Raw genomic sequence first — 23,247 nt, 5'->3', positions numbered from 1 at the left:
GGCAGCGGGCGCGCCGCGACGAGCAGGCCGGCGCGTTCCTCGGGTTCGTGCACCGCCGCCGCCGCGGCGCCGAGCTCTTCCTGCTGCTGCTCAGCCTCTGCGTCAGCGTCGGCGCCTACGCGGCGGTCGGTCTCGGCGTCGACGGCGAGGTCCCGGCCGACCTCTTCACCCACGGCGCCTGGCTGACCGCGCTCGTGCTCGCGGCGCACGTGACCGTCCGGTTCAAGGCGGCGTACGCGGACCCGATCCTGCTGCCCGCCGTGGCCGCGCTGAACGGCCTCGGGCTCGCCATGATCCACCGGATCGACCTGGCCCGGATCGCCGCGAACCCGGAGCGCTCGGCGTTCGCGCCGACCCAGCTGATGTGGATGACCATCGGCGTCGGCGGCTTCATCGCGGTGCTGGTGCTGCTGCGTGACCACCGCCGCCTCCAGGCCTTCACCTACACCGCGGGGCTGGCGGCCGTGCTGCTGCTGATGCTGCCGCTGCTGCCCGGGATCGGGAGGACGATCAACGGCTCCCGGATCTGGATCCACCTCGGTCCGCTCAGCTTCCAGCCCGGCGAGGTCGCCAAGGTGCTGCTGGTGATCGCGTTCGCCGGCTACCTGGTGCTGCACCGGGACGCGCTCGCCCTGGCCGGGCGCCGGGTGCTCTTCGTCGACCTGCCCCGCGGCCGCGACCTCGGCCCGATCCTCGGGATGTGGCTGGTCAGCCTCGGCATCCTGGTCTTCCAGAACGACCTCGGCTCGTCGCTGCTGTTCTTCGGGCTCTTCCTGGTGATGCTCTACGTCGCCACCGAACGGCCCGGTTGGCTGGTGGTCGGCGGCCTCCTCTTCGTCGGCGGCGCCCTGCTCGGCTACGCCGTCATCGGCCACGTCCAGTCCCGGGTGCACGCCTGGCTGGACCCGTTCAACCCGGACAACAACGCCTACCAGCTGGTCCAGGGCCTCTACGGGATGGCCTGGGGCGGCCTCACCGGCCGCGGGCTCGGCCAGGGCTCGCCGCAGACCACGCCGCTGTCCTGGTCCGACTTCATCCTGCCCTCGCTCGGCGAGGAGCTCGGGCTCACCGGCGTCGTCGCGATCATCCTGCTGTACGGCGTGATCGTGGAGCGCGGCCTGCGCACCGCGCTGATCTGCCGCGACAACTTCGGCAAGCTGATGGCCACCGGTCTCGCCGTGGTCTTCGCGCTCCAGGTCTTCGTCGTCGTCGGCGGCGTCACCCGGCTGATCCCGCTGACCGGCCTCACCACCCCGTTCCTCTCCCAGGGCGGGTCCAGCCTGGTCGCGAACTGGGTGATCGTCGCGCTGCTGCTACGCATCTCCGACCAGGCCCGCAAGCCTCCGCCGGAGTTCTTCGACGAAGGCGCCGACGCGGACGCGACCCAGGTGGTGAACCTGCGATGAACCGTCCGATCCGCAACGTCGCGATCGCCTGCCTGGTGCTCTTCCTGGCCCTGCTGATCAACGCCACGTACCTGCAGTACTGGCAGGCCGACGACCTGACCTCGCTCGCCAAGCACCCCGACAACCGGCGGGTGCTCAACGCCCAGTTCTCCCAGCACCGCGGCGCGATCGTGGTCAAGGGCAGGCCGATCGCGGAGAGCAAGAAGTCCGACGACCAGTACAAGTACCAGCGGATCTACCCGACGGGACGCCAGTACGCGCAGCTCTCCGGCTTCTTCTCCCGCGACTGGGGCGTGGCCGCCACCGAGGCCAGCCAGAACGAGGTCCTCTCCGGCGACGACCCGAAGCTCTTCGTGAACCGGGTCATCGACCTGCTGCGCAACCAGGCGCCCAAGGGCGGCAGCGTCAGCCTGACCATCAACCGGGCCGCGCAGCAGGCGGCGTACGACGGGATCCGGGCGCTCGGCGAGAACACCCAGGGTGCGGTCGTCGCCCTGGAGCCGGCCACCGGCAAGGTCCTGGCGATGCTGTCCAGCCCGACCTACGACCCGAACCGGCTGGCCACCCACGACTTCACCGCGGCGGCACACGCCTACCAGCGTCTGCTGGCCAACCCGCTGCGCCCGCTCGACAACCGCGCCATCGAGGAGACCCTGCCGCCGGGCTCGACCTTCAAGCTGGTCACCGCGGCCGCGGCCCTGGAGAGCGGCAAGTACACGCCGAAGTCCCTGGTCCCCGGCGGACGGGTGCTCGACCTGCCGCAGACCTCGAAGGACCTGATCAACGAGAATGGCCGTTCCTGCGGCGGCGACAAGATCACCCTGACGCGTGCGCTCGAGGTCTCCTGCAACGTCGCGTTCGGCTCGGTCGGTCTCGACCTCGGCGCCGACGCGCTCACCGAGCAGGCCGACAAGTTCGGCTGGGGCCAGCGCTACTTCAACGACCTCGACGACTCGCTGACCCGGCAGGCCGTCAGCCGGATGACGGCGCCGGGGCAGACCGAGATCGATCGCCCGCAGACCGCGCTCTCGGCGATCGGGCAGTCCAACGTCGCCGCGACCCCGCTGCAGATGGCGATGGTCGCCGCGGGGATCGCCAACGGCGGCAAGCTGATGGTGCCGTACCTGTTCGACGAGATCCGCTCCGCCGACCTCGAGGTCGTCGACAAGACCGACCCGAAGGTCCTGAACGCCGACGCGGTCTCGCCCGCGACGGCCAAGGAGCTCACCGACATGATGGTCTCGGTGGTCGACCGCGGCACCGCGACCACCGCACAGATCCCGGGCGTCAAGGTGGCCGGCAAGACCGGCACCGCGCAGAGCGCGCCGTCGCGGCCGCCGTACGCGTGGTTCGTCTCGTTCGCCCCGGCCGACAACCCGACCGTCGCGGTCGCGGTTCTCGTCCAGGACGCCGGCGTCGACCGGGACGCCATCTCCGGCAGCGGCCTGGCCGCGCCGATCGCGAAGGCCGTCATGGAAGCGGTGCTCGACAAATGATCTTCTGCATTAGCTGTGAACCAGTGGAGGGACCCCGTCATGCCTGAATCGATTCCCGGAGCCCACCGTGTCGGCGGCCGGTACGAGCTCGGCGAGCTCCTCGGCCGCGGAGGCATGGCCGAGGTGCGCAAGGGCACCGACGTGCGGCTCGGCCGCACCGTCGCGGTGAAGCGGCTCCGTACCGACCTCGCCAGCGACGCCACCTTCCAGGCGCGGTTCCGCCGGGAGGCGCAGGCGGCCGCCTCGCTGAACCACTCCGCGATCGTGTCGGTCTACGACACCGGCGAGGAGCTCGCGGCGGACGGCACCAACGTCTCCCAGCCCTACATCGTGATGGAGTACGTCGCCGGCCGGACGCTGCGCGACATTCTCCGCGAGGGTCGCAAGATCCTGCCGGAGCGGGCACTGGAGATCACCTCGGGCATCCTCGCGGCGCTCGACTACAGCCACCGCGCCGGGATCATCCACCGCGACATCAAGCCCGGGAACGTGATGCTCACGCCGGCCGGCGACGTGAAGGTGATGGACTTCGGCATCGCCCGCGCCGTCTCCGACGCGCAGAGCACGATGACCCAGACCGCGGCCGTCGTCGGGACCGCGCAGTACCTGTCCCCGGAGCAGGCCCGCGGTGAGACCGTGGACTCGCGCTCGGACGTCTACTCCACCGGCTGCCTGCTCTTCGAGCTGCTCACCGGCCGGCCGCCGTTCGTCGGCGACAGCCCTGTCTCGGTCGCCTACCAGCACGTCCGCGAACAGGCCCCGTCGCCGTCCTCGCTCGACGCCGACCTGCCGCCGGAGATCGACGCCATCGTGGCCAAGGCGCTGGCGAAGCGGGTCGAGGACCGCTACCAGAGCGCGGCGGCGATGAAGGAGGACGTCGACCGGTTCCTGGCGGGCCGTCCGGTCCAGGCGCCGCCGGTCGCCGCCGACCCGGCCACCACGTTCATCCCGCCGACCACCGCGGTCGCCTACGACACCGCCGCCAACGGCGTCGTGGCCGAGGAGGAGAAGAAGCGCAGCACCGCCACCCTGATCACGCTCGCGATCCTGCTGGCGCTGCTCGTGGTCGGCGCGTTCATCTTCATCCCGAAGCTGATCGGCAACTCGCCGGACCAGGTCTCGGTGCCGTCGGTCACCGGCAAGACCCAGGCCGAAGCCACCACCGCGCTCGAGACCGCCGGCCTCACCGTCGGCGAGGTCACCACCGAGGCCAGCGACGAGGTCGACAAGGGCCTGGTCATCCGGCAGGACCCGACCGCCGGCCCCGGCAGCCTGGTCGACCCGGGCACCGCCGTCGACCTGGTCGTCTCCGGCGGCGTCGCCCAGGTGACCATCCCCGACGTGATCGGCGACAACAAGGACTCCGCGTCCGCCCAGCTCACCGGTCTCGGCCTCAACGTCGTCCTGGAGTACAAGTTCGACGACGAGACCAAGGACAACGTGATCTCCTCGAACCCGGACGTCGGCCAGCAGGTCGCGAAGGGCAGCCAGGTCAAGCTGATGGTCTCGAAGGGCCCCAAGTCGGTGCCGAACGTGGTCGGCAAGACCGAGGCCCAGGCGACCAAGCTCCTCGAGGACGCCGGGTTCCAGGTGAGCAGCCTGCCCGACACCGCGTCCACCCAGCCGAAGGGCACGGTCACCCAGCAGAGCCCGAGCGCGGGGTCGCCGCAGCCCTCCGGTACGACGATCACGATCGTGGTCTCGCAGTACGTGCCGCCGACCACCCCGACACCGACCCCGACGCCGACCGACATCCCGACGGACGTCCCGACGCCGTAGCGGGGTTTGTCGGGCCGGAACGAGAAAAAGGGCACGCTCGACCGACCCGAACCGGCATCGGTGTGCCGAACCTGCCTACGCTCCGTCGGTGACGCTGCCTGAGATCGTCCTCGTCGGATCCTGGTTTCAGGAGACCGTGCTCGACGGATCCGTCGTCCTGGCCGTCCCGGTCGCGGCCCTCGCGGGCCTGGTCTCCTTCTTCAGCCCCTGTGTGGTTCCGCTGCTGCCGGGGTACCTGTCCTACACGACCGGGCTCTCCGGCCTGGACCTCGGCGCTGCCCACCGCGGTCGCATGGTCGCGGGGGCCGGCCTGTTCGTGCTCGGGTTCTCGGCCGTGTTCGTCACCTACGGCGCGCTCTTCGGGGCTCTCGGTGACTGGCTCTGGCAGTACCGGAGCACCATCACCGTCGTTCTCGGTCTGGTGACGATCGGCCTCGGCGTGGTCTTCCTGGGCGGATTGCGGTGGTTCCAGACCGACTGGCGCATCCACGCCGTACCCGCCGTCGGCCTGGGGGCCGCACCACTGCTCGGAGTGCTCTTCGGGCTCGGGTGGACCCCGTGCATCGGTCCGACCCTGAGCGCCGTCAGCACGCTCGCCATGCACGACGGGAGCGCCGCGCGCGGAGCCGTCCTGAGCTTCGCCTACTGCCTCGGACTCGGCTTCCCGCTCATCATCGCCGCGGTCGCGTACCAACGGTCACTGCGCGCCGTCGGCTGGATCCGACGGCGTCAACGCTGGGTCACCGCCGCCGGCGGACTCATGCTCATCGTCGTCGGACTGCTCCTGGTCACGGGGCGCTGGGACGCCCTGATCGGCGCGGTCCAGGGCGTGCTGCCCACGGACTTCGCAGCCGGTGTCTAGGCGACGCCGCGGCGCCAGCTGCCGTCGCAGGTGGAGCTGAGCACATCACTTGATCCCACGGATCCGTGCCACTCGCCCTCACAGCTCTTGATGTAGACGACCCGGCCCTCGGCGAGACTCAGGTCGGCATCTGTTGTCGACCCGACGCCTCTGTGGTTCCAGTATTCGATCGAGTTGCTGGAGGTCGAGTCGAGCCGGAGCAGGGTGACCGACGAGTGACCGTCCTCCGCAGGAGGCTCGTGCTTACGCGGTTTCGCGCGGTCCCGTCACCGTGACGGCGGCGATCGCCGTGGTCACCGGGACCGCGAGGACCAGGCCGATGCCGCTGGCCAGGGTGCGGACGATCTCCGCGGCGATGGCCTCGGTGGACAGCAGGTCCAGCACCGGGCGCTCGTAGAGCGAGAGCAGCAGCAGGATCGCCAGCGCGCTGCCGGCGTACGCGAAGACGATCGTGTAGATCGTGGAGGCGATGTGGTCCCGGCCGATCCGCATCGCGCTGGTGAACAGCGTCCGGCGGCTGAGGTCGGGTCCGGCCTCGCGGAGCTCCCAGACCGCCGAGGCCTGGGTGATGGTGACGTCGTTGAGGACGCCGAGGCCCGCGATCACCAGTGCGCAGGTCAGCAGGCCCTGGAACGAGATCTGGTCGGTGAACGCCGACAGCAGCGCCGAGCCCTCGTCGGCGAAGCCGGAGAGCGTGGCGCCGTGGATCGCGAGCTGGCCGACCAGGGCGGTGATCCCGACGCCGAGGAGGGTGCCGGCGAGTGCCGCACTGGTCCGTACCGACGGACCGTGGGCGAGGTAGAGCACCACGAACATGATCGCCGAGGACCCGATCAGCGCGACCGCGATCCCGGAGGAGCCGGACAGCAGCGCCGGCAGCATGAACCGGAAGAGCACCAACCCGCCGACGGCCAGCCCGACCAGGGCCATCAGGCCGCGGACCCGCGCCACCAGCGCGACGGCGACGACGAAGATCGCGACCAGGATCCAGATCGGCTTCAGCCGGATCACGTCGTCGAACGAGTACGTCGCCGGCTGGCCGCCGGTGCCGGGCACGCGCATCAGCCGGACCGTGGTGCCGCTGTCGATCCCGGAGTCCGCGACTGCCGGTGGCACCCCGACCCGCTGCGCCGCCCCACGGTCGGGACCGCCGGTCAGGGTGACCCGGAGCATCCCGCAGTCCGGCCCCGGCGACTCGGTCGGGCAGGCCGGCTCCACCTCGACGACGGTCGCCTTCACGAACGTCACGCCCGGGGCGGCGTACTGGGCCTTCGCGCGGAGCGCGTCGACCTTGCCGGCGTCCGGCCAGAGCGCGACCAGGCCGACGACGGTGACCACCGCGCAGACGGCGAGGAAGCCGAGCAGGACGGCCAGCGGTCCGCGCGCGACGTCGACGTCGGGACTGCCGTGGCGGTGGCTGTGCGCGTGTGCTCCGCCCATCCGGTCAGCGGGCCGCGGGGGTCGCGGCGGCGTTGTCCGGGCGGGCGTACTTCAGCGCAGTGCTGCCCGTGTACGCCGGGAACTCCAGGGAGACGCTCGGGATCACCTCGTAGCCGAGCTCGTAGCTGTCGACGAAGGTCAGGTAGGCGTCGATGTAGTCGCTGTCGTCGAGCGCGGCCTGCAGCTCCGACGGGTCGCCGATGGCGGAGATCCGGTACGGCGGCGAGTACGGGACGCCGTGCAGGATGACGGTGTTGCCGACGCACTTGATCCCGGTCGTCGAGATCACCCGCTGCCCCTGGATGGTCATCGCCTCGGCGCCGCCGGCCCAGAGCGCGTTCACCACGGCCTGGATGTCCTGCTGGTGGACGACCAGCTCCTCCTGGCTGACCCCGCCGGGCTCGGCGGCGGCGTCGATCTCGCTCTTCGGCGCGTCCTGGAGCACGACGGTCAGGCCGGGCCCCTCGACCGGGGCGAAGCCGGCCGGGTCCTTCAGCCTGTCGACCTGGCGGTTGAGCCTGGTGACCTCGGTTCCGCCGACGCGGCGGCTGAGGGTGCCGACCTCCTCGTTGAGCGCGGCGACGCGCCCCTGGAGGTCGTCGGAGCGGGCCCGTTCCTGGCGGACGACGTGGTTGAGGTCGGTGATGCTCGCGGCCCGCAGGTCCAGGCCCTTGGAGCTCAGCGCGCTGGTCGCGAACATCGCCCCGGCGAGCACGAACGCCGCCACCGCCCACGGGCGCCAGCGGCCGCGCAGGCGGATGCGGAACAGGTCCCGCAGACTGTTGCGCCCGTCGCTCACCGTGCCGTGCCTTCCTCGCTCCTGATCATGTCCGCAACCGGCAATTCCCGGCCGATGCCCAGATCCACGGCGGCGGTGACTACGCTAACCGACGACCCGAAACCCCAAGGAGCCTCACCGTGTCCAAGCCCGCCGCCCGTAAGCCCACCCTCTCGGTGAGCGGATACGAGACGTCCTGGGTGCGTTGCGCCGTCGCCGTGCTGCTCGTCCTGGCCGGGATCGCCTGGATCGTCGTCTACACGCAGGTGGCGATGGACGCCGCGAACTTCGTGAAGACCCCCGGCGTCAAGGCTCCCAGCGACCCGCTCCCGTGGATGTCGGACCTGGGCAAGTGGAACTACCTGATCGGCTTCGGCTCGATCTTCCTCGGCCTGATCGTGGCCGCGCACCCGACCACCCCGCTCGGCCGTGGCCGCGGCGTCGTGGTGGGCATGCTCGGCTGCTTCCTGATCGGCCTCGCCTGGATCATCACGTACTACTTCGTCGCCCAGAGCGCGACCGCGCACCTGCCGGTGATGGACCAGCTCGACCAGTCCAACCTGCTCGTCGGCGTCGGCTTCATGGCCGTGGGCTTCGTCTTCGCCACGAAGTGGGAGTGAGACCCGCCCGCACGTAGAGGCTCGAACGGCCGGTCACCGCGCGGTGACTGGCCGTTCTGCTTTTTCCCCAGCTGTGCACCGGGCTGTGGATCCGAGTTACACGCGTGTAGTTCTCCACAGGGTTGTCCCCAAGGTGGGGATAACTTTGGAAGTGGCGTAAGCGGGCGCCTCGCCGGCCGGTCTTACCGGCATGAGCACAAGACGAAGGCCACCAGCGTCCCGATGGTCTCGCATCGGGATCATGGCGACTGCCGCGACCGGCTGCCTTCTTCCCTGGGGGGCAGTGCAAGCGGAGAACGGCCGTCCGTGCGGCGTACCCGCCCAGGGTGTGCTGGCGGTGGGGCAGATGCCTGAGGGCGCCTCCGCCCTCGAGTGCGGCACGCGGGTCTCTGGTGGCGCCCGGCGGTGGATCGAGTCCTGCGGCTTGCACGCGCAGCACCTACAAGCTGTTGAGCAAGTACCCAGAAGTCTCCGTGGGCCTTCTACATCGGTGACGGGGTGCAACCCAGCCGGTGGAACCCAGCAGCAGACGGGGCAGGCCGCCGTGCGTGCGGCAGCCCCGACAGCCTGTCCACGATTGATGCAGGGAACGTGAACCCTTCCTCCGTCATCGCGGTCACCTGCAGTTGGCGCGTCGACAACACCGCGGCGATCGACCCGATTCGACAGTCAGACGTGCGGTTCAACACGACCGACCTCGACTTCACCTACAGTCCTGGAGCCGGTTCTTGCAGCAACGACTTCGACGTCGAAGGCATCCTCACCCACGAGCTCGGGCACGTCTACGGACTCGCCGACCTCTACGCCTCTGCCGACGCGGAGCTGACGATGGCCGGTTACGGGGCCGCCTGTACGGCGAAGGCGCGGACGCTGGGATGGGGTGATGTTCGTGGTCTCGAGAGCATCTACTGACCGGGCTCGTCGTCTGCGCTCAACTCTGGCCGCTGCGGCGTCCGCCGGGATTCTGCTGGCGGTCGCAGGGTGCGGATCTCACGCGAATTCGAGCCACGCCGACGACGCGGGCGACTCCGCGCCGTCATGCGGCGAGCAGGTCGAGTACGAGGGGTTTGCCTACCTCGCAGATCATCGCGAGCCTCGACCGACATCGGTCGAAGAGCTGGGACTCGCCACGATTCCCCACTGCGGGGACAGCCCGCGAAGCGGCGAAACCGTCCGTGTCTACCGCATCACCGGGATTGATACGGGCACGCGGATCTACAGCCCGGACGCGTACGGCGGCACGGTGCTGAACCGCACCGGACCGCCGGACCCCGCCCGCTAGGACAGGAACCCGAGGTCGAGGGTGATGACGTCGGGCACGTCCTCACCCTCGACCCGGTCGAAGGTCACTGTTCGCACGTCCTTCGGAACGAACACCACGGCGTGATTGAACGCCCCCAGTTGAACCGCTCGACCGTCGATGGCCGCGGAACGAACATCGGGATGAAACCAAACATGGACCGTGCCGTGTCCGGCTGGGCTGTCGAACTTTGCCGAGACCACCTCGCAGGGCTGGTCGGTGAAGTTCATGTCCGTCGCCAGGTCGCGGCTGCCCGACCCGCCTCCGTATCCGATGAGCTGCCACCCGTGAGTCCCCCGGGAGAACTCGAGCTCCTTGTTCCCGAACTCGCCGTCCGGCAACGCCTCACGTACGGACAGGAAGCCGTAGTCGCCCATGACCCCGTAGGCGAGCGGGATCGGCGCGCTACCGAGAAGGTCGCGCGGCGTCTGCGGCTGGCTCCGGGTAGCGAGGAGGTCCGTGAACATCTGAGCCCAGTCGGTCACCGGCTGAAAGTAGCATTCCGGACACGCATGAGCGCCACTCCAAGCCACGGAGTGGAGTAACGCGATTTCGAAAGTCTCCAGGTCGAGAAGGACCTACGGGAGCCTAGGAGAGCGCGACCGCGCGCACCAGGATCGCGACGGTGCAGGCCACGCCGAACAGGGCGATCCCGGTCCACTGGAACGCGGCCCGGTTCTGCTTCGGTGCGTAGACGACGATCCCGGCCAGCGCCGCACCGCCGAGCAGGCCGCCGAGGTGGCCCTGCCAGCTGATCGAGCTGGCCCCGACGACGGTGAAGCCGACGTTGAGCACGATCCAGAAGAAGACCTGCTGGACGTTGCTGCCGATCTTCAGCGCCACCACGAGCAGGGCGCCCATCAGGCCGAAGATGGCGCCGGACGCGCCGAGCGTCTGGGTGTGCGGGTCCGACAGCCACATCACGACCACGCTGCCGGCCAGCCCGGACAGCAGGTAGAGCGCCAGGAACCGGGCCCGGCCGAGGATCAGCTCGAGCTGCGGGCCCAGGAAGTACAGCGCCATCATGTTGAAGCCGATGTGCCAGACCTCGATGTGCGTGAACGTCGAGGTCAGCACCTGCCAGATCGCGCCGTCCGAGACACCGCGCACCAGGGTGACGGTGCCGTCCGGCGAGCCGAAGAGCGTGGTCTTCGGCAGCAGCGCCAGGGTGTCGACCAGGCTGGACGACGCGCCGCCGGTCGCCACGATCAGCAGCCAGACGGCCACGTTGATGCCGATCAGCACGTACGACGTGAGCGCCGGGTTGGCGACCCGCTCACCGCCGTACGGGAGCCGCCCCGAGCGGGTGTCCTTGTGTCCGTCCTTCACGCAGTTCGGGCACTGGAACCCGACGGCCGCGGGCTGCATGCAGTCCGGGCAGATCGGGCGTTCGCACCGCTGGCAGCGGATCCAGGTCTCGCGACCCGGGTGCCGGTAGCAGATCGGGGCGGCTTCCGTGGGCTGGTTCAACGCGTCGTCCCGGGTGGTCGATCTGCCCGCGTCAGGCGCGGGTGATCTCCACCGACTCGATCACGACCGGGTCGATCGGGCGGTCGCCCGGGCCGACCGGGGTGGTGCCGATGGCGTCGACCACGTCGCGGCTGGCCTGGTCGGCGACCTCACCGAAGATGGTGTGACGGTTGTTCAGCCAGGTGGTCGGCGCGGTGGTGATGAAGAACTGCGAGCCGTTGGTGCCCGGGCCGGCGTTCGCCATCGCGAGCAGGTACGGCTTGGTGAAGGCGAGCTCGGGGTGGAACTCGTCCTTGAAGGTGTAGCCCGGGCCACCGGTGCCGGTGCCGAGCGGGCAGCCGCCCTGGATCATGAAGTTGTCGATGACACGGTGGAAGCCGAGGCCGTCGTAGAACTTGCCGGTCTTGCCGCCGTCAGCCTGGTACTCCTTGGTGCCCTCGGCGAGCCCGACGAAGTTCTCGACGGTCGCGGGTGCGTGGTTGGGGAACAGGTTGAGCACGATGTCGCCACGGTTGGTGTGCAGCGTGGCCTTCAGGTCCGACATGTCTTGCCTTCCAACGAGAGTGTTTTCACGATCCTCCCATGACCGGCAAGGTTCCCTCAGCGCCGGGCGCACGGCATGATCGCGGAAGAGGACCGGAGCAGGCCGGCACGACGGAGAGGGAAGCCATGGGCAGCAAGTCGGGCTCGCAGGACCAGCCCCAGCAGGCGCTGGCGGACGTCAAGGCGGACATCGTGACGCAGGTCGACGCGGCCAGGCACGCCGGCCGCAAGGCGCGCCGTCGGGCGAAGGCCGCCGCCAAGGCCGCGGTGGTCGCCGCGGTCGCCGCCGCCGCCGAGGAGCGCGCCGCTGAGAAGTCCGCCGGCGAGGCCCCGCGGAAGAAGCGCCGCGGTCGCAAGCTCCTCGTGCTGCTCGTCCTCGCCGGGATCGGCGGAGCGGTCTTCGCGAAGCTCCGCGCCCAGCAGGCCGGCCCGCCGCCGGTCCCTGCCGCCCCGCCGCCGCCCCCGCGTCCGGCGCCCGCTGCCGAGGCCACCCCGGACCCCGAGCCCGTCGTCGAACCCGAGCCCGTCGTCGAACCCGAGGCCGTCGTCGAACCCGAGGCGCCGTCCGCCACGCACCTGGCCGACACCGTCTCCGACCCCGAGATCGACCCGCTCTCCGAGGGCAGCCCAGTCCCGCCGGACACCGACTCCACCGGCACGTTCTTCGACCAGGTGATGGCCGAGTCGAACGCGGAGGTCGCGGCCGGGAGCCGCAAGGAGAAGAAGCCCTAGCGGCGCGGGAGGTCGACGGGTTTGTGCTCGTCGATCCAGGCGTCGATGGTCGCCCACCAGTCGAAGAGCCAGACGATCCGCTCCTCGCGGCCCTCGGGGATGTCCTCCCGGGGGATGCGCCACCAGCCCATCAGCAGCTTCTTGTCCATCGGCAGCTCGCGCCAGAGGTCGCCGAGACCGGTGAAGTGGTCGAGGCCGGTGTGCGCGACCAGCAGCACGTCGGCGTCCGGGTTCGCGTCCAGCGCGGCCAGCGAACCGCCCGGCTGCGGCGGCAGCACGTTGGTCAGGCTCTCCGCGCGCACCGCCATGTCCTCGCGGCCACGCGAACGCAGCTTCTCGATCGCGCGGGTGCGGCGCCGGGTGGTGAAGTTGCCGCCCTCGGGGAAGATCACGAAAGCGTCGTTCTCGTCGAGGTTGCTGGCCAGCTCGCCGATCTGGGCCTCGAGCTCGGGGCCCTTCTCCTTGTGCACGAACCGGTTCGGCAGCCGGGTCAGCATCACGCCGATGGCCGGGTCCCAGGCGAGCATCGCCTTGAGCACGATCCGCGGCTCGCGGTCGTACCAGTCCATCAGCGCGTACATCAGGATGAACGAGTCGCCGATGCCGGCGTGCCGGCAGAAGACCAGCAACGGGTGCCCGGGCATCGCGTCCGGCGTCGGCCCGACGGTCTCGATCTTCAGCCGAAGCACCCGGCGCGCCTCGCGGAAGAACACCACCAGGTAGAACTGCATGATGTCGTAGTGGATCCGCTCGAAGAACGGGCGCTTGAGGAACAGCCCGAAGCCCGACGCGATCCAGAGGCCGAACATCTCGATCAGCAGGATCGTCTCGAGCGTCATGTGCAGGACGCCGATCCACAGCAGCCGGATCGGGCGCAGCCAGCCGGGGACGAACGCGGACGCGATCCCGCCGACGAGGAGCGTCACCGGCAGCGTCACCCAGAGCAGCACGGTGGCCACGATCATCAGGGGCGCGACGACGCACCTCTGCAGGAACCACGTCAGCGCGGGGTGCACAGGCTCAAGTCTGCTGCAGATAGGCGGCGGAGGCGTGGTACGCCGCCTCGACACGCGCGGCGACCGCGGAAGCGTCCTTGTACGCCAGCGGCGCGTCGTCCGCCGCCGTGCCCGCCGACGGCAGCACGTGCGCGACCACCCCGTCCGGCAGCTCGTTGATCTCCTTGTTGAACCGGTGCCGGCGGGCGATCTCGAACGAGACCCGGGCGACGTCCCACGGACGCTTCGGCGCGACCAGCGGACGCTCGACCCGGCCGACCTGGAGCACGTAGATCACCTCGGCGCCGAGCTCGACGGCCCGGCCCACCGGGATCGAGTTCACGATCCCGCCGTCGAGGTAGTGCTCGCCGTCGACGACGGCCGGCGGCAGCAGTCCGGGCACGGCCGCGGAGGCGAGCACGGCCGGGACCACGGGGCCCCGGGAGAACCAGGTCTCCGCGGCCCGCTCGATGCTGGCGGCGCAGCACTGGAACGGCACCGCGAGGTCCTCGAAGCGGGTGTCGCCGAACTCGCTCACCAGCCGTTCCTTGAGTGCGCCGACCGAGTAGACGTGCGTCCCGGTCCGGACCGCGCGGCGTACCTGCTTCCAGGGGCCGTCGGAGTACACCGCGTTGGACTCGGCGATGTCCTTCCACAGCCCGAGCAGCCGGTCGACGCTCGCCGGGCCGGGGTCGGTGGCGACGGTGAGCCCGTTGAGGGCGCCGATCGACGTGCCGAGGATCAGGTCCGGCTTCACCCCGTGCTCGAAGAGCGCCCGGAGCATGCCGACCTCGACGGCCCCGAGCAGCCCGCCGCCACCGAGGACGAACGCGGTGCGGGGGGCCATCGCGCGGCCTTCGTCAGACCTGCGCCGGGGCCGGCTTGGCGGCCAGCTCGGGGAACTGCGCGCGGAGCCGCGCGGTGACCTGGTGCTCGACCCAGAAGATCAGGATCGGGACCAGGCCGGCGGCCAGCACCAGGAGCGTGAACGGCATCGACCAGCGGGCCCGGCGGGAGACCAGGAAGGCGACCACCAGGTAGGCCATGTAGATGTAGCCGTGGCCGATCGCCACGATCATCGTCAGGGTGTCGCCGAACTGCTGGAGCGAGGAGCCCTCGGTCGCGAAGTACTTCAGCGGCATCGCGACGAAGACGAGGACGGTCAGCAGGACACCGACCACCAGGGCCAGGATCCGGTAAGCGGGGAAGAGCTTGTTCACGCCGCTCACGGTACCTGGGCGCCGGAAGCGCCCCGACGGAGCAGGTAGGTGTCCATCACCCAGCCGTCGGCGCTCGCGGCGGCCGCGCGCTCGGCCTCGATCCGCGGCAGCACCTCGCCGAGCGGGCCGTGGACCAGCCGCTGACCCGGCGTACCGAGGTTGGCCCCCCACCAGATCTCCCACGCGTCGGCGTCGAGGTCGCGGCAGGTGAGCGCCCCGTCGAGCATCACGAGGACGTTGTCGTGCCCGGCGGCCACCTCGCCGGCCAGCCGGCGGCCGGTGGTGAAGAGCACCGGCTGGCCGACCCGGTGGAGCACGATCCGGTGCGCCGCGGCGAGCAGCTGCGGGCTGGAGATCCCCGGCACGACGTCGTACGTCGCGCCGGTGGTCGCGGCCAGCCGCTCGACGATCCGCAGGGTGGAGTCGTAGAAGGCGGGGTCGCCCCAGACCAGGAAGCCGACGTCGCCGGGCCGCTCGGCGAGCACGTCGGCGTACGCCGCGACCCGGGCGGCGTGCCAGTCGCGGACGGCCCCGGCGTAGTCGGCAGGGTCGTCGCGGTCGCGCTCCGGGTCCGGTACGGCGACCAGCGGGACGTCGAGCTTGGCGCAGAGCCGGCGCCGGACCTGCAGCAGCGGGTCGTCGGCGCTCTTGCGGGCCGCGACCACGTAGTCGACCGAGGACAACGCGGTCCAGGCCTCACCGGTGAGCTGCTCGGGGTGGCCGGAGCCGATCCCGATGACGCGGATCCGGCGGGGGTCAGCCACCGTGGCGGTCCTCGAGGTCGCCCTCGGTCTCCAGGTAGACCGCGCGCAGCCGGTCGAGCGTCCCCGGGTCCGGCTCGGCCCAGAGCCCGCGGTCGACGGCCTCGTGCAGTCGCTCGACGATCCCGCGCAGCGCCCACGGGTTGGCGTCCCGGAGGAACTCCTGGTTGGTCGCGTCCAGGACGTACTCCTGGGCCAGCGACTCGTACATCCAGTCGTGCACCACGCCGGCGGTGGCGTCGAAGCCGTAGAGGTAGTCCACCGTCGCGGCGAGCTCGAAGGCGCCCTTGTAGCCGTGCCGGCGCATCGCCGCCATCCAGCGCGGGTTCACCACCCGGGCCCGGAAGACCCGGGCGGTCTCCTCGGCCAGCGACCGGGTGCGGACCGCGTCCGGCGCCGTCGAGTCGCCGACGTACGCCTTGGGCTCGGCCCCGGTGAGCGCGCGGATCGTCGCGACCATGCCGCCGTGGTACTGGAAGTAGTCGTCGGAGTCGGCGATGTCGTGCTCGCGGCTGTCGATGTTCTTCGCGGCGACCGCGATCCGCCGGTAGTTGGCGCGCATGTCGTCCGCGGCGGTGACGCCGTCGAGGTCGCGCCCGTAGGCGTAGCCGCCCCACTGGGTGTAGACCTCGGCGAGGTCGGCGTCGTCGCGCCAGTTGCCGGCCTCGATCACCTGGAGGATCCCGGCACCGTACGTGCCGGGCCGGGACCCGAAGATCCGGGTGGTGGACCGGCGCTCGTCGCCGTGCACGGCGAGGTCGGCCCGGGCGTGCGCGCGGAGGTAGTTCTGCTCGTCGGTCTCCTCCAGCGCGGCGACCCGGCGGATCGCGTCGTCGAGGAGGGCGACCACGTGCGGGAAGGCGTCCCGGAAGAAGCCGGAGATCCGCAGCGTCACGTCGATCCGCGGCCGGCCGAGCTCGGAGAGGTCGATCACCTCCAGGCCGTCGACGCGGCGGGACTGCTCGTCCCAGGTCGGCCTGACCCCGATCAGGGCGAGCACCTCGGCGATGTCGTCCCCGCTGGTCCGCATCGCGCTGGTGCCCCACGCCGACAGCCCCACCGAACGCGGGTACTCCCCGGTCTCGGCGAGGTGCCGGGCGAGTAGCGAGTCGGCCATCGCGACGCCGGTCTCCCAGGCCAGCCGGGACGGGACCGCCTTCGGGTCGACGGTGTAGAAGTTCCGTCCGGTCGGCAGCACGTTGACCAGCCCGCGCAGCGGCGAGCCGCTGGGCCCGGCCGGGACGAAGCCGCCGTCGAGCGCGTGCAGCACGGCGTCGAGCTCGTCGGTGGTGCGCGCCAGCCGGGGCACCACCTCGGTCGCGGCGAAGACGAGCACCCGGCGGACCTCGGGGTCGGGGTGCAGGTCGTCGACCGCGGCCGGGTCCCAGCCGGAGTCCTCCATCGCCTGCACCAGGGTGCGGGCCTGCTCCTCGATCGCGTCGACGGACCTGGTCTCGAGACGGGCGTGCCCGCCCTCCTCGACCAGCGAGATGTCCGACTTCAGCCCGAGCGCCGCCCGGAGTCCCGGCACCGCACCCCGGTCCCCGCCCCAGACCTGGGTCGCGCGCAGGATCGCCAGCACCAGGTTCACCCGGGCCTCCCCGACCGGGGGCTGACCGAGGACGTGCAGGCCGTCGCGGATCTGGGCGTCCTTGACCTCGCAGAGCCAGCCGTCGACGTGCAGCAGGAAGTCGTCGAACTCGTCGTCGCCCGGGCGCTCGTCGAGACCGAGGTCGCGGTGCATCTGCGCGGCCTGCATCAGCGTCCAGATCTGCGCGCGCAGGGCCGGCAGCTTGGGCGGGTCCATCGCGGCCACGTTCCCGTACTCGTCGAGCAGCTGCTCCAGGCGGGCGATGTCGCCGTAGCTCTCGGCGCGGGCCATCGGCGGGACCAGGTGGTCGACGATGGTGGCGTGCGCGCGCCGCTTGGCCTGCGCACCCTCGCCCGGGTCGTTGACCAGGAACGGGTAGATCAGCGGCAGGTCGCCGAGCGCGGCGTCGGTGGCGCAGGAGGCCGACAGCGCGGCGGTCTTGCCCGGCAGCCACTCCAGCGAACCGTGCTTGCCGAGGTGCACGACGGCGTGGGCGCCGAAGCCGCCGTCCCCGGTGCGCGCGGCCAGCCAGCGGTACGCCGCCAGGTAGTGGTGGCTCGGTGCCAGCTCCGGGTCGTGGTAGATCGCGACCGGGTTCTCCCCGAAGCCGCGCGGCGGCTGGATCAGCACGACCACGTTGCCGGCCCGCAGCGTGGCGAGCACGATCTCGCCCTCGTCGTTGACGAACAGCCTGCCGGGCGCGGGACCCCACGCCTCCTCGACCTGCGCGCGCAGCTCGGCGGGCAGGTCGGCCGTCCAGCGGCGGTAGTCGTCCGCGCTGATCCGGGCGTGCGCGTCGGTGAGCGCGGCGGTGGTCAGCCACTCCTCGTCCTGACCGCCCGCCTCGATGAGCGCGTGGATCAGCCGGTTGCCGGCCGCGGTCTCGTCGGGCTCGTCCACGAGCACGGCAACCTCGGAGCCGGCCCCCGGGCCGGCCCCCGGGTCGCCGATGTCGTAGCCGGCGTCGCGCAGCCGGCGCAGCAGCCGGATCGCGGAGACGGGGGTGTCCAGGCCGACCGCGTTGCCGACCCGGCTGTGCTTCGTCGGGTACGCCGACAGCACCAGCGCCAGCCGGCGCTCGGCCGGCGGGACCCGTCGCAGCCGGGCGTGCGCGACCGCGATCCCGGCGACCCGGGCGGCGCGCTCGGGGTCGGCGACGTACCGGGGGAGGCCGGCGGGGTCGTCCGGGTCGACCTCCTTGAAGGAGAACGGCGCGGTGATGATCCGGCCGTCGAACTCGGGGATCGCGATCTGCGTCGCCGAGTCGAGCGGCGTCACGCCGTCGTCGCTGGCCGCCCACTCCTCGCGGCTCCAGGTGAGGCAGAGGCCCTGCAGCACGGGGATGTCGAGGGCGGCGATCCGCTCGACGTCCCAGCCGCCGTCGTCCCCGCCCGCACTCGCGGTCCCCGGCGTGCTGCCCCCCGCGGCGAGCACGGTGACGACGAGCGCGTCGAGCGTGCCGAGGGCGTCGTACAGGTCGTCGGGGGCGGTGCGCAGGCTGGAGGAGAAGACCGGCAGCCCGACGGCCTCCCCGGTCGCGTCGATCGCGTCGGCGAGCGCGTGCGCGAAGCCGGCGTTCCCGCTGGTCTCGTGGGCGCGGTAGTAGAGGACGCCGATGCGCAGCGGGCCACCCGCTGGTTGAGGAAGGCGCTCTGCGCCTGTCTCGAAGCCACCGGGCCGACCGGGGTTTCGAGACGGTTGCTGCGCAACCTCCTCAACCAGCGGGAGCGGCCGCTGCGCCCAGCCCCAGGCCGGCACCTCCACCGGCGGCTCGAAGGCGTCGCCGGTGAGCAGCACCGTGTCGGAGAGGAACCCGTGCAGACCGGTCAGGTTGGCGGGCCCGCCGTGGGCCAGGTAGGCGTGCGCCTGCGCGGCCGTCCCGACCGGGACCGTGGAGAGCCCCATCAGCGCGGCGTCCGGGGTCTGCTCGCCGCCGAGCACCACGACCGGGCGGCCGCTGCCGAGCACGGCGTCGAACCCGTGCTGCCAGGAGCGCGGTGTCCCGAGCAGGCGCACCACGACGAGGTCGCAGCCGGCGACCAGGTCGGCGACCGCGGCGACGTCGGTCCGGGCCGGGTTCGCCAGCCGGTAGTCGGCTCCCGACGCGCGGGCGCTGAGCAGGTCGGTGTCGGACGTGGACAGCAACGCGATACGAGCCACCGGAGGCCTCCTGAGGGTTCTCGCCCTCGTCGTAGGTCATCCCGTGGCCAGTGTCTGGCTGGGCCGCTCGTCCCCGGGGGAGCAGCGGCCTCACAGTGGCGGAACCGCCCCGGACTCGCACCGGGTTCCTGGATCCACGAGACGTGAAGGGCCCCAGACTAGGGCACGGCTAGGACCGGGCCGCGGACCACTCCTCGGCGAGCAGCGCGTAGGTCATCCCGTCGCGCCAGGTGCCGTCCCGGTGCAGCGAGTCCTGCCGGTGGTAACCCTCGCGGCGCATCCCGATCCGCTCCATCAGCCGCCAGGAGGGCTCGTTCTCGGCGAAGCAGAGCGCGACGACGCGGTGCAGGCCGAGGTCGGCGAAGGCGATCCGGAGCAGCTCGCGGGCCGCCTCGGTGCCGTAGCCGCGGCCCTCGTACGCCGGGTCCAGGCACCAGCCGATCTCCGCCTGGACGCCGACCACCCGGTCGGCCACCTCGCCCTGACCCCAGGCGTCCTCGATCTTGAGCATCAGGTCACCGACGAGGACGCCGTCGTCCTCGACGACCAGCGTGTCCGGCAGCCGGTTCACCTCCCGCGACTTCGCGACGAACGCGTCGAGGTCCTTCGACGCGTCGGTCATCCAGCGCCCGACCGGGTCCAGCCGGCGGTAGCGCCAGATCGGCTCGAGGTCGGCGTCGACGGCCGGGCGCAGCAGCAGCCGCTCGGTGGGCCGCGGCCAGGTCAGGTCGGCGAGTGCGGGCATGGCCCGATCATCCCTTCGAGACGGTCGGCGCGCGACCTCCTCAGGACGAGCGCCGTCGTAGCCGGTGCGCCGCGACCGGATTGCCGTCGAGCAGGTGCTCGGCCACGATCCGCTCGCCGACCTGAGGGGTGACGGCGCCGTACCAGACGTCGTCGGGCTGGATGCTCACCACGGGCGCCTGGTTGCACGGGAACTGGCAGCCGGTGTGGGTGACCAGGACGTCGTCGTCGCCCTGGCCGGCGCGGACGAGCGCCAGCACCATGGCCTCGGCGGTGGCGTCGGACCCGAGCGCCGTGCACCGCGGACCGCGGCAGACGAGCAGCTGGTGCCGGTGGCCGGGGACGTGCTCCCAGGCGGCCGAGGTGAGCCCGGGCTCGTCGCCGGTGAGCGGGCGTCGTACGTCGCGCACCAGGTCCAGCTCGACCGGGTCCGCCGACTTCAGCAGCGCGGTCGCGACCTCGACCACCGGCGCGTCCGCCCCGCGCTCGCGCCACCAGTGCGCGGCGATCCGGCGCAGCCACGAGGCCGCCGGCGCGAGGCTGCCGAGGCTGACCCCGACCAGCTCGACCCGCTCGGCGCCGTCGTCGGCGAGCCGGGTGAGCTCGCGGTGCAGGCCCGGGTCACCCTGCTGGAGGAACGCCACCGAGGCGCCGCGGCGGTCGGCGAGGGCGCGGAGCTCCGCCCGGGCGTCGACCTCGCGGACGGACATCCCGACGAGGACGAGGGCCGCGGGTTCCATGGCCAGGAACCGTAGCGAGTCCGACACCACAGTCTCGAATTCGTGGATATGGACCCGCCGCGCTCGCGGACCGGCGAAGATGCCGAGGGATTTGCGCCGCGCGCCGGGGCCGGCGCGCGACAAGTGGGGACATGATGCGCAGACTTCTCGCCGGGTTCATGCTCGGGACGATCGCCGCCGCCGGCGTCGTCCTCGGCCTTCCGGGAGCGGCCTCGGCGGCCAACGAGCCCAGCATCTCGGTGTCCAGCACGTCGTACTCCGGCCAGCCGAGGCCGTTCACCGTCCAGGTGAAGAACAACCTCTCCGGCGGCCGGATCATCGCCTCGGTCACCAACGGGAACTTCAGCAACGTCTCGATGGGCTGCTCGGGCAGCGGCACCGGCACCTGGACCTGCTCGCTGTCCAGCAGCCGCGTGCTCAGCCCCGGCTCGGTGCGGGTGCACGCCCAGGCCGTCGACTCCGGCGACCCGAGCCGCAACACCGACGTGGTCACCCGGACCGCGTCGGTCAGCAGCCGGTTCTCCGCGAGCGGATCCTCGACCACCGAGGGCCAGCCGTTCACCGTGTCCGGGCGCTACGACCACCTCAGCGGCGTCAACGACTACCGCGTCGCCGCCCGGGTCACCGACGGCGGCCGGGTGGTCCTCGGCCAGGGCAACGTCGGCTGCGCGCTCAGCCCGGCGTCCGGCACCTACCGGTGCTCGCTGAAGTCCGCGACCGGCGCGAGGACCCCGTCGTCGCGGTACAGCGTCACCCTCACCGAGGTCTCCGCGAGCACCGGCGACCGGCGTACGACGGGCACGTCGGTGACCGTCAAGGCCACCCCGGCGCCGGCCGCGCCGGCGATCCTGAGCCCCAGCACGGTCGAGGAGAAGGACCAGCCGGTGACCGTCACCGGATCCGCCGGCGCCGCCGGCCTGCGCGTAGAGGTCACCGTCGACTCGACGAACTTCGCCAGCCCGGCCGCGGTCTGCGTCACCGGCAGCACCGGCGCGTGGTCGTGCCCGCTGCCGTCGCAGTACGACGGCGGCACGCACACGATCCGGGCCCGGGTGGTCGACACGGCGGCGCAGAACAAGGCCTCGACCGTCGCGCTGCGGTCCTTCGTCGTGAACGCCGACGAGACGCCGAGCCCCACGCCCACGCCGACCCCGACGCCCACCCCGACGCCGACCGCCACCGCGGTCCCCACCCCGACCCCGACCGCGTCCCCGACCGCGTCCCCCACCGAGGAGGCCGCGCCGAAGCCGGTCGCCGGGAAGCCGGGCGCGTCCGCCGGCAAGGGCGGCAAGCTGCCAGGAGGCCGCGACGCCCTGGTCGGCCTGCTCATCCTCGGCCTGGCGCTGGTCACCGTGGTCCGGCCCCGCACCCTCGCCCTGGTCGACGGCGGCAGCTCGGCCGCGTTCACCGACGGCGACGCCGTCACCGACGACGGGCCGGGCATCGGTCCCGGCGACCAGGTCCCCACCTGGGCGTTCCCGGGTCACGAGCTCCTCGACGAGCTGAGCCGGACGGTGCCGCTCGCGGTCGCCTCGCGGAGCCCGTTCCTGGCCCGCCTGCTGACCGACGGCTCCGACGTGCGCGCGGTCTTCGGGTCGCTCTGGTGGCTGCTCGTCGCCGGTGCGGCCGGCGTCGGCGGCTGGATCGGCTCGGAGGCGGGTGTGCTGCCCGACCAGACGAAGCTGGTCGCGGTCGTGCTCGTCCTCGGCGCCCTCGACGCCGCGGCAGGCTTCCTCGCGTCGGTCGCGTTCGGCGTGCTGGTCCTGCTCGGCGGCCCGGCCAGCACCGAGAACGCCCTGCTCGCGATCCTCGGCTTCGGCATCCTCTGGACGGCCCCGGTGATCGTCGGCAGTGCGCTGCGGCCGTTCCGCCGGCGCGGGGCGTTCTCGGCCGAGTACCTGTGGGACCGCGTGGCCGACGCCGTCATCGCCGGGGTGGTCGCCGGCTGGCTCGTCACCCTCGTCGCCGGCTCGATGGACGCGCTGGCCGGGACCGCGACCGGGCTGCCGGAGCACGACACCGCACTCGGACTGATCGCCTTCGGGGCGGTCGTCGTCCGGGTCGCGCTGGCGCACGTCACCGACCTCTGGTTCCCCGAGCGCCGCCGGCTCACCGACCTGGCCGACGACCTGCCCGAGCCGACCACGCTGGCGACCGTCGGCGGGATCGTCGTCCGGACCGGGCTGCTCGCCTTCGCCGCGCACGCCTTCACCGGCACCTGCTGGCAGTGGGCCGTCGGCGTGCTGCTGTTCCTGCTGCCCGACGTCGTCTTCGCGCTGCCGGACGCGGTCTTCGACCGGCTCGTGCACCGGCTCCCGCTGCTGCGCGGCATCACGGCGGTGTTCCTGCTCGTGGTCGTCTCGACGCTGCTGGTCGCGGTCGTGGTCAGCGGCACGCACTCCGAGCCGAGCGCGCTCCGGATGGCGTTCGTCGCGGCCGCGCTGGTGCCGTTCGGGACCTCGCTGGTGCAGGTCCTCGGCGAGGAGCGGCCGACGCGCGCCACTACCTGGGCGTTGCAGGCGGCCGGCGCCGCGGTGGTCGTGGCGAGCGCCGTGCTGGCCCTGACCGGCTGGGACTTCTGAGTCCGGCCGGGTCTTCTTCTTCGACCAC

At 71.8% G+C, this 23,247-nt stretch carries 21 protein-coding genes and 1 riboswitch; of the genes, 9 read left to right on the top strand and 12 right to left on the bottom strand.

Annotated elements, in window-relative coordinates:
* Nucleotides 1–47: 47 nt before the first annotated feature.
* The 4 genes from AB4Y76_RS00555 (at nucleotide 48) to AB4Y76_RS00540 (ending at nucleotide 5,543) form a co-directional block, all read left to right on the top strand.
* Nucleotides 48–1,406 carry an FtsW/RodA/SpoVE family cell cycle protein gene (locus AB4Y76_RS00555; RefSeq protein ID WP_441921770.1) on the top strand — a complete coding sequence of 453 codons (1,359 nt, stop codon included), beginning with the start codon at nucleotides 48–50 and terminating at the stop codon, nucleotides 1,404–1,406.
* Nucleotides 1,403–2,902 carry a peptidoglycan D,D-transpeptidase FtsI family protein gene (locus tag AB4Y76_RS00550; RefSeq protein ID WP_441921384.1) on the top strand — a complete coding sequence of 500 codons (1,500 nt, stop codon included), beginning with the start codon at nucleotides 1,403–1,405 and terminating at the stop codon, nucleotides 2,900–2,902. The genes AB4Y76_RS00555 and AB4Y76_RS00550 overlap by 4 nt, the downstream gene beginning before the upstream one ends.
* Before the next feature lie 39 nt (nucleotides 2,903–2,941).
* Nucleotides 2,942–4,681: a Stk1 family PASTA domain-containing Ser/Thr kinase gene (pknB, locus tag AB4Y76_RS00545; RefSeq protein WP_441921382.1), complete on the top strand. Its 1,740-nt coding sequence runs from the start codon at nucleotides 2,942–2,944 to the stop codon at nucleotides 4,679–4,681.
* An 88-nt stretch (nucleotides 4,682–4,769) separates the two neighbouring features.
* Nucleotides 4,770–5,543 carry a cytochrome c biogenesis CcdA family protein gene (locus AB4Y76_RS00540; RefSeq protein ID WP_441921380.1) on the top strand — a complete coding sequence of 258 codons (774 nt, stop codon included), beginning with the start codon at nucleotides 4,770–4,772 and terminating at the stop codon, nucleotides 5,541–5,543.
* 243 nt (nucleotides 5,544–5,786) lie between these two features.
* Here AB4Y76_RS00540 and AB4Y76_RS00535 read toward each other — a convergent pair whose 3' ends face one another.
* Together AB4Y76_RS00535 and AB4Y76_RS00530 are read right to left on the bottom strand one after the other, a co-directional pair.
* On the bottom strand, nucleotides 5,787–6,983 hold the full coding sequence (locus AB4Y76_RS00535) for a YibE/F family protein (protein WP_441921378.1): 1,197 nt from the start codon (nucleotides 6,981–6,983) through the stop codon (nucleotides 5,787–5,789).
* A gap of 4 nt (nucleotides 6,984–6,987) precedes the next feature.
* Entirely contained in the window at nucleotides 6,988–7,782 is a 795-nt protein-coding gene (locus AB4Y76_RS00530) for a DUF881 domain-containing protein (protein WP_441921376.1), read from the bottom strand.
* A gap of 119 nt (nucleotides 7,783–7,901) precedes the next feature.
* Here AB4Y76_RS00530 and AB4Y76_RS00525 point away from each other — a divergent pair, with 119 nt between their 5' ends.
* The 3 genes from AB4Y76_RS00525 to AB4Y76_RS00515 all read left to right on the top strand — a co-directional run bounded on the left by AB4Y76_RS00525 (nucleotide 7,902) and on the right by AB4Y76_RS00515 (nucleotide 9,663).
* Nucleotides 7,902–8,381, top strand: coding sequence for a cell division protein CrgA (locus tag AB4Y76_RS00525; RefSeq protein ID WP_441921374.1), 480 nt, complete (start codon nucleotides 7,902–7,904; stop codon nucleotides 8,379–8,381).
* 591 nt (nucleotides 8,382–8,972) lie between these two features.
* Nucleotides 8,973–9,293, top strand: a complete 321-nt coding sequence (locus AB4Y76_RS00520) for a hypothetical protein (RefSeq protein WP_441921373.1) — start codon at nucleotides 8,973–8,975, stop codon at nucleotides 9,291–9,293.
* On the top strand, nucleotides 9,265–9,663 hold the full coding sequence (locus tag AB4Y76_RS00515) for a DUF6281 family protein (RefSeq protein ID WP_441921371.1): 399 nt from the start codon (nucleotides 9,265–9,267) through the stop codon (nucleotides 9,661–9,663). The genes AB4Y76_RS00520 and AB4Y76_RS00515 overlap by 29 nt, the downstream gene beginning before the upstream one ends.
* Here the strand turns inward: AB4Y76_RS00515 and AB4Y76_RS00510 are convergent.
* The 3 genes from AB4Y76_RS00510 to AB4Y76_RS00500 all read right to left on the bottom strand — a co-directional run bounded on the left by AB4Y76_RS00510 (nucleotide 9,660) and on the right by AB4Y76_RS00500 (nucleotide 11,695).
* Nucleotides 9,660–10,166 carry a hypothetical protein gene (locus AB4Y76_RS00510; RefSeq protein ID WP_441921369.1) on the bottom strand — a complete coding sequence of 169 codons (507 nt, stop codon included), beginning with the start codon at nucleotides 10,164–10,166 and terminating at the stop codon, nucleotides 9,660–9,662. The two genes, AB4Y76_RS00515 and AB4Y76_RS00510, sit on opposite strands and share 4 nt — an antisense overlap.
* A 103-nt stretch (nucleotides 10,167–10,269) precedes the next feature.
* A complete protein-coding gene (locus AB4Y76_RS00505; RefSeq protein ID WP_441921367.1) occupies nucleotides 10,270–11,151 on the bottom strand; it encodes a rhomboid family intramembrane serine protease in 882 nt (293 codons plus the stop codon).
* Nucleotides 11,152–11,182: 31 nt separating this feature from the next.
* Entirely contained in the window at nucleotides 11,183–11,695 is a 513-nt protein-coding gene (locus tag AB4Y76_RS00500; RefSeq protein WP_441921365.1) for a peptidylprolyl isomerase, read from the bottom strand.
* Between the two features lie 125 nt (nucleotides 11,696–11,820).
* On the opposite strand from AB4Y76_RS00500, the gene AB4Y76_RS00495 reads away from it, so the two are divergent.
* The gene (locus AB4Y76_RS00495) at nucleotides 11,821–12,426 is read left to right on the top strand and encodes a hypothetical protein (RefSeq protein ID WP_441921363.1); all 606 of its coding nucleotides are present in this window, start codon (nucleotides 11,821–11,823) and stop codon (nucleotides 12,424–12,426) included.
* Here AB4Y76_RS00495 and AB4Y76_RS00490 read toward each other — a convergent pair.
* The 7 genes from AB4Y76_RS00490 to AB4Y76_RS00460 form a co-directional block, all read right to left on the bottom strand.
* The gene (locus AB4Y76_RS00490; protein ID WP_441921361.1) at nucleotides 12,423–13,442 is read right to left on the bottom strand and encodes a 1-acyl-sn-glycerol-3-phosphate acyltransferase; all 1,020 of its coding nucleotides are present in this window, start codon (nucleotides 13,440–13,442) and stop codon (nucleotides 12,423–12,425) included. The genes AB4Y76_RS00495 and AB4Y76_RS00490 overlap by 4 nt on opposite strands.
* A 4-nt stretch (nucleotides 13,443–13,446) precedes the next feature.
* Entirely contained in the window at nucleotides 13,447–14,268 is an 822-nt protein-coding gene (locus AB4Y76_RS00485) for a patatin-like phospholipase family protein (protein ID WP_441921359.1), read from the bottom strand.
* A 13-nt stretch (nucleotides 14,269–14,281) separates the two neighbouring features.
* A complete protein-coding gene (locus AB4Y76_RS00480; RefSeq protein WP_441921357.1) occupies nucleotides 14,282–14,641 on the bottom strand; it encodes a DUF3817 domain-containing protein in 360 nt (119 codons plus the stop codon).
* 5 nt (nucleotides 14,642–14,646) lie between these two features.
* Nucleotides 14,647–15,405: a precorrin-6A synthase (deacetylating) gene (cobF, locus tag AB4Y76_RS00475; RefSeq protein ID WP_441921355.1), complete on the bottom strand. Its 759-nt coding sequence runs from the start codon at nucleotides 15,403–15,405 to the stop codon at nucleotides 14,647–14,649.
* Complete coding sequence (cobN, locus tag AB4Y76_RS00470; protein ID WP_441921353.1) at nucleotides 15,398–19,153, bottom strand: cobaltochelatase subunit CobN; 3,756 nt, start codon at nucleotides 19,151–19,153, stop codon at nucleotides 15,398–15,400. The genes cobF and cobN overlap by 8 nt, the downstream gene beginning before the upstream one ends.
* A gap of 28 nt (nucleotides 19,154–19,181) precedes the next feature.
* Nucleotides 19,182–19,324: riboswitch (cobalamin riboswitch) on the bottom strand.
* On the bottom strand, nucleotides 19,323–19,898 hold the full coding sequence (locus tag AB4Y76_RS00465; protein ID WP_441921351.1) for a GNAT family N-acetyltransferase: 576 nt from the start codon (nucleotides 19,896–19,898) through the stop codon (nucleotides 19,323–19,325). Its footprint overlaps the riboswitch before it by 2 nt.
* A 40-nt stretch (nucleotides 19,899–19,938) precedes the next feature.
* On the bottom strand, nucleotides 19,939–20,637 hold the full coding sequence (locus AB4Y76_RS00460; RefSeq protein WP_441921349.1) for a (2Fe-2S) ferredoxin domain-containing protein: 699 nt from the start codon (nucleotides 20,635–20,637) through the stop codon (nucleotides 19,939–19,941).
* Nucleotides 20,638–20,768: 131 nt separating this feature from the next.
* On the opposite strand from AB4Y76_RS00460, the gene AB4Y76_RS00455 reads away from it, so the two are divergent.
* Entirely contained in the window at nucleotides 20,769–23,219 is a 2,451-nt protein-coding gene (locus AB4Y76_RS00455) for a hypothetical protein (protein WP_441921347.1), read from the top strand.
* The last annotated feature ends 28 nt before the right edge of the window (nucleotides 23,220–23,247 follow it).

This window comes from Marmoricola sp. RAF53 (genome assembly GCF_052114005.1).
Taxonomy (GTDB): Bacteria; Actinomycetota; Actinomycetes; order Propionibacteriales; family Nocardioidaceae; genus Marmoricola.
This window is presented reverse-complemented; position numbering and strand designations above follow the sequence as displayed.